Annotated in this window: 4 protein-coding genes and 1 pseudogene; 1 reads left to right on the top strand and 4 read right to left on the bottom strand. The window is 47.5% G+C overall.

The features are described 5' to 3' along the window. The 3 genes and pseudogenes from IM319_RS16595 to IM319_RS22615 form a co-directional block, all read right to left on the bottom strand. A pseudogene (locus tag IM319_RS16595) lies at positions 1-384 on the bottom strand (IS1 family transposase); the annotation flags it as partial. Between the two features lie 323 nt (positions 385-707). Then, entirely contained in the window at positions 708-1,808 is a 1,101-nt protein-coding gene (gene prfA, locus IM319_RS16590; protein ID WP_286826573.1) for a peptide chain release factor 1, read from the bottom strand. Continuing rightward, entirely contained in the window at positions 1,787-1,966 is a 180-nt protein-coding gene (locus IM319_RS22615) for a hypothetical protein (protein WP_353737507.1), read from the bottom strand. Before IM319_RS22615 ends, prfA begins: the two co-directional genes overlap by 22 nt. A 455-nt stretch (positions 1,967-2,421) precedes the next feature. On the opposite strand from IM319_RS22615, the gene IM319_RS16585 reads away from it, so the two are divergent. Continuing rightward, the gene (locus IM319_RS16585; protein ID WP_287685194.1) at positions 2,422-4,575 is read left to right on the top strand and encodes a polyribonucleotide nucleotidyltransferase; all 2,154 of its coding nucleotides are present in this window, start codon (positions 2,422-2,424) and stop codon (positions 4,573-4,575) included. Positions 4,576-4,710: 135 nt separating this feature from the next. On the opposite strand, the gene rpsN is transcribed toward IM319_RS16585, so the two are convergent. Continuing rightward, on the bottom strand, positions 4,711-5,013 hold the full coding sequence (gene rpsN, locus IM319_RS16580; RefSeq protein WP_287685195.1) for a 30S ribosomal protein S14: 303 nt from the start codon (positions 5,011-5,013) through the stop codon (positions 4,711-4,713). Between the last annotated feature and the right edge of the window lie 601 nt (positions 5,014-5,614).

Raw genomic sequence — 5,614 nt, 5'->3', positions numbered from 1 at the left:
TCCCTATCCAGATTTTGTTCTTTTTTTGACCAACAAAGGTCTCTAATTCGTCTAGTTCTCCCACTTCTGGAATCGTTTCTGGATTATAGGAATCAGGCAGCAGTTTTCCCACTTGTTTGACCCAATCCATAATGGTTGTTCGTGAGACTCCCGTTACTCTCTCAATGCCTCGAAATCCCAGGCCATTTACATACATTTTCAGACAGGTGCGCTTCACATCATCGCTATAGCTCTTGGTTTCATAGCTATCGATGAACTGAGAACTGTGAACTGTGAACTGTGAACTGTGAACTGACGACCACAGTTTACACATATATAGTTTTGTTTTTGACCACGATGACCATTTTTATGGATGTGGTCACTTTTACATTCTGGACATTTCATCGTTTTTTTCCTTGATTGAGTTTCTATCTATTTTGCCTTCTCATCTCTTTATCTGACAACGCCAAAATTGTTGTTAGGGTTAGGAGCCGGTCGTCAGTAGTCAGGAGAATTAAGAATGAATAATAAGCAATTAAATGGTCTATTCACAGATTTTAGGACATTTAATCCTTATTTTTGCCGTTTTTGACTCCTCAAAAATTAATTATGCGAGAGGTCTAAAGCCAAAAAGTAGCAAGGGGTTTGGCTGTTGCGGGTTGGGGAGAAGGGAGCGGGGGGGATAAATAAAAATAATCTCGGAGTCTCGGAGTCTCGGAGTGTCCTGATTAGGCTGTCTCTTGGGCAGCGGCTAATTCTGCCAGTTTTTCCTGTTGATCCTTGGCGATACAGGATTGGAGCACCTCTTCGATATCGCCGTCTAAAATGCGATCGAGGGAAAAATTCTGATTTAAGCGATGATCGGTGAGACGATTATCCTTATAGTTATAGGTGCGAATTTTTTCCGATCGCGAACCGGTTCCCACCTGAGAGCGTCGCATGGAACTAACCGCTTCCTGTTGTTCCTGTAACTTCATATCGTACAGTTTCGCCCGGAGAATCTGCATGGCCCGTTCCCGGTTTTGCAATTGCGATCGCTCTTCGGTGCAAAAAACCCTGATTCCCGTGGGTTTATGGATTAAATCGACCGCAGTTTCCACTTTATTGACATTTTGACCGCCTGCGCCCCCGGATCTAGCCGTGGTTAACTCAATATCCTTGGGATCGATATGCACTTCCACATCGTCCACTTCTGGCATAATTGCCACGGTAGCGGTGGAAGTGTGGACGCGACCACTCGCTTCCGTCAGAGGAACCCGCTGCACCCGATGGACTCCCGCCTCAAATTTCAGCTTACTATAGACGTTATCGCCTTTAATCTCTAAAATTGCCTCTTTAAATCCTCCCATATCCGCCGGAGATTCACTCAAAAGGCTAACTTTCCAGTTTTGAGTTTCGGCATATTTTGAGTACAAACGCACTAAATCCCCCGCCCAAATACTGGCCTCATCACCTCCGGTCCCAGCGCGAATTTCTAGCATGATATTCTTTTCATCGAGGGGATCCCGGGGCAGCAGCAGAATTGTTAATTGGTCTTCCAAAGTGGCGATTTTTTCCTCCAATTCTGCCACTTCTAGGGCGGCCATTTCCCGTAATTCGGGATCACTGGCGGATTCTTTGAAGATTTGTTTCGCACCGATTAAATCCTCTTGACTTTTTTGCCAAATTTCGTAGGTGTTGACCGTTTCCTCTAGGGAAGCGCGGGATTTGGCCAGACGATGCAATTCACCCGGATTACCGGTGACATCGGGATCCGCTAGACGACGGGTTAATTCTTTGTAGGTCTGTTCTACAGATTGCAGTTTGTCTAGTAAATAACTTTCAGCCATAATCGATAGCCACAAATAGGGTTAAACGGGGTTAATTTGAAGATAACCCGCAAATTCACTGGATTAGAAGCGTCTGACAGATAATAGAGACGCAATCCTTTTAATTGTCTTAATTTTCTTTGTCCGGAGTTCTTCGAGCTAGGAAAAATCCCGCTCAACTGCTGACAGTCAGTCAGTTCTGCTAATACTTAGAAATATTTTTGGGCCAGCAAGCGGCAAGGGAAGACATTTTTTTCTTAACCAGATTATTCCTATATCTAAAACTATCATTTTTTGGCCGGTTTGAGCAAGTAATCTTAAATTCTGTTTAAAAGCAGGGAAGTGGGGTATGGGGAGTATTTTCAGTTATCAGTGAGCAGTAACCAGTTATCAGTGGGGTAGTGGGGAGTATTTTCAGTTATCAGTGAGCAGTAACCAGTTATCAGTGGGGTAGTGGGGTAGTTGGGTAGTTGGGAGACCACTTCGTGCGCGTTGCGGGGGAGCAGGGAGAAAAAAGCTGATAACTGATCACTGATAACTGATCACTGAATACTAAACCTGGCAGAAAGGGGGACAAAAAATGCTAGGATTGCCACAGCACAGAGAAAAGTGAAAGAAAGGAATATAACTTTACATGGAAGAGTTTGACAAGTCAATATCCTTTGATGGCAGGGATATTCGACTAAAAATAGGGCTTTTAGCCCCCCAAGCTGGCGGTAGTGTTCTGATCCAATCGGGAGAAACGGCGGTTTTAGTGACAGCAACCACAGCCAAAGCCAGAGAAGGAGTAGATTTCCTGCCCTTGACCGTTGACTACGAAGAAAGATTATACGCCGCTGGGCGCATCCCGGGAGGATTTTTGCGTCGTGAAGGTCGTCCCCCGGAAAAAGCGATTCTGACCGGTCGTTTGATCGATCGCCCCCTGCGGCCTCTATTCCCCAGTTGGCTGCGGGATGATATCCAAGTGGTCGCTACGACCCTCTCAATGGACGAGGAAGTCCCCCCGGATGTTTTGGCCGTTACCGGGGCTTCCGTGGCAGTTATGCTGGCGGGGATTCCCTTCCAAGGTCCGATGGCAGCGGTACGCGTCGGTTTACTAGGGGATGAATTTATCATCAATCCCACCTACAAGGAAATCCATAACGGAGAATTGGATCTAGTGGTGGCCGGTAGTCCCGAAGGGGTGGTGATGATCGAAGCGGGAGCCAATCAGTTACCGGAACGGGATATTATTGAGGCGATCGATTTTGGTTATGAAGCAGTGCGCGACCTGATCAGCGCTCAACGGGAATTGATCGATCAGTTGGGTATTCCCCTCGTCACCCGAGAAGCGCCGGCAGTAAACGAAACCGTGCAGAATTTCCTAAAAGAACAAGCTAAAGAGGAAATTAAACAGATTCTCTGTCAGTTTACCCTCAGCAAAACCGAACGGGATGAGAAATTAGCGGCGATCGAAAATCGGCTCAAGGAAACTATAACCGCTCTCCCCGATGAAGATACCTTAAAAGCTCCAACGCTGGAAGAACCGAAGTTAATCGGTAATCTCTTTAAGGATCTGACCAAAAAACTGATGCGCGCCCAAATTATTGAGGATGGGGTGCGGGTTGATGGTCGCCAACTGGACGAAGTACGCCCGATTTCTTGCCGGGTGGGAGTTTTACCCCGTCGGGTTCACGGTAGCGGTCTGTTTAATCGCGGTTTAACCCAAGTGCTTTCGATCGCCACCCTTGGCACCCCCGGTGATGCTCAGGATTTGGGCGACGATCTCCATCCCGAAGACGAAAAACGCTATCTGCATCACTACAATTTCCCCCCCTTTTCCGTCGGTGAAACCCGTCCCATGCGTTCTCCCGGCCGTCGAGAAATTGGTCACGGTGCTTTAGCGGAAAGGGCGATCGTACCTGTCCTTCCCCCCCAAGAGGAATTTCCCTATGTGCTGCGGGTAGTGTCGGAAGTCCTCTCTTCTAATGGTTCCACCTCCATGGGTTCCGTGTGCGGTTCTACCCTGGCGCTGATGGATGCCGGTGTTCCCCTGAAAAAACCCGTTAGCGGTGCGGCCATGGGTTTAATTAAAGAAGGGGAAGAAGTGCGGATTTTGACCGATATCCAGGGTATCGAGGATTTTCTGGGAGATATGGACTTTAAGGTGGCTGGCACGGATTCTGGCATCACCGCTCTCCAGATGGATATGAAAATCCCCGGTTTAAGCATGGAAGTGGTGGCCAAGGCGATCGAACAAGCTTTACCGGCCCGCAAACATATCCTAGAGAAGATGTTAGCGACCCTAGAAAAACCGCGCACGGAATTATCTCCCCACGCACCCCGGTTATTGACGATCAAGATCGATCCAGATCTGATCGGGTTAGTAATCGGGCCGGGTGGTAAGACGGTTAAAGGGATTACTGAACAGACCGGCACGAAAATCGATATCGATGACGATGGTACTGTCACTATTTCCTCCACCGATGGGGAACAGGCCGAAAAAGCTAAACGACTGATCTACAATATGACCCGCAAACTCAATGAGGGTGAGGTTTATCTCGGTCGCGTGACTCGCATTATCCAAATCGGTGCTTTTGTGGAAGTTTTGCCAGGAAAAGAGGGAATGATCCATATTTCCCAATTGGCCGAGGGACGCGTCGGTAAGGTGGAGGATGAAGTGGCCGTGGGGGATGAGGTGTTAGTCAAGGTACGGGAGATCGATAGTAAAGGTCGTCTCAATCTCACCCGTCTCGGTATTCATCCCGATGAGGCCGCCGCTGCCCGTAAAGCTGCTACTGTAGTCTAGGTAAATTTTCTGTTCATGGTTAACTCTCGATCGCTCGATCGAGGGTTTTTTTATCGCTAAAATTGCTTAAAAACAGTAATAGAGACGCAAAAACCACGCCTCTATCACGGTATTTTCCCTAGATATTGTTTCTGACTACCAGCTAGACTTGACCACACCGGGTAAAAGACCTTGGTGGGCCCATTCGCGTAAAACGTTGCGGGATAAACCAAAATCGCGATAGTATCCTCTCGGTCTGCCGGTCGTTAAACAACGGTTGCGGTGACGACTGGGGGCGCTATTGCGGGGTAATTCCTGTAATTTTTGGTGAATTGCCAGTTTTTCTTCAAAATCTTCGGCGGTACGGAATTGTTCTTTTAGTTCCATCCGTTTAGCTTCGTATTTTTGTCTGAGACGAGCGCGTTTTTTCTCGCGTTCTACCATCGATTTTTTTGCCATGGGGTTTCTCGAAAAAGATTTAACCTGTAAAGACAGCATTCTCTATTTTGACATCCTCACCGCCGTAAACGGACGCTGATTCCTCACCACGCTACTTTTTTAGGGTAGTCGCCGAATGGGGTTGACGCAGATAGCGAAAAACGCTTAATTGCTTAAGTCTGACACTTTCTCCACGTCCATTTAAAGTCTCCGAATGCCCTCCGGCGACTAATTTAATTTGGGTTTATACATACCGACACAAGGTATGTTTTGCCTCTAGCATGGAGTTCCCAGCGGCCGTCAGCTTCCCCTTACTCATCGTCAACCCGTTGCAGGCATTTCAACCTAGCATATTTATTCGGTCGTATTTATGATAGGGGGGTTTTTTAGACCAGTAAGATTCTAACACAAAGCCGCCCTAAAAGGGGCGGGGTTTTCCAACCCAAATTTTCGATAACCTGAATCTCTCCTTGGCCGTTAGTTGACACTCTCCGCCCTAAAAGTGCGGAGATTCTTGGGCTGAATCCTGCCTCTACTAGCAAAGCTAATTTTGGTCTTACAGCTTCATGTCTAGTCCGACTACACCTACAAGGCAAGCACTCTTAGGGACTACTCCCCAAGC

It is taken from the genome of Microcystis sp. M113S1 (genome assembly GCF_020246945.1).
Taxonomy (GTDB): domain Bacteria; phylum Cyanobacteriota; class Cyanobacteriia; order Cyanobacteriales; family Microcystaceae; genus Microcystis.
Note: the sequence above shows the minus strand (reverse complement) of the source record. Positions and strands in the feature narration are given on the sequence as shown.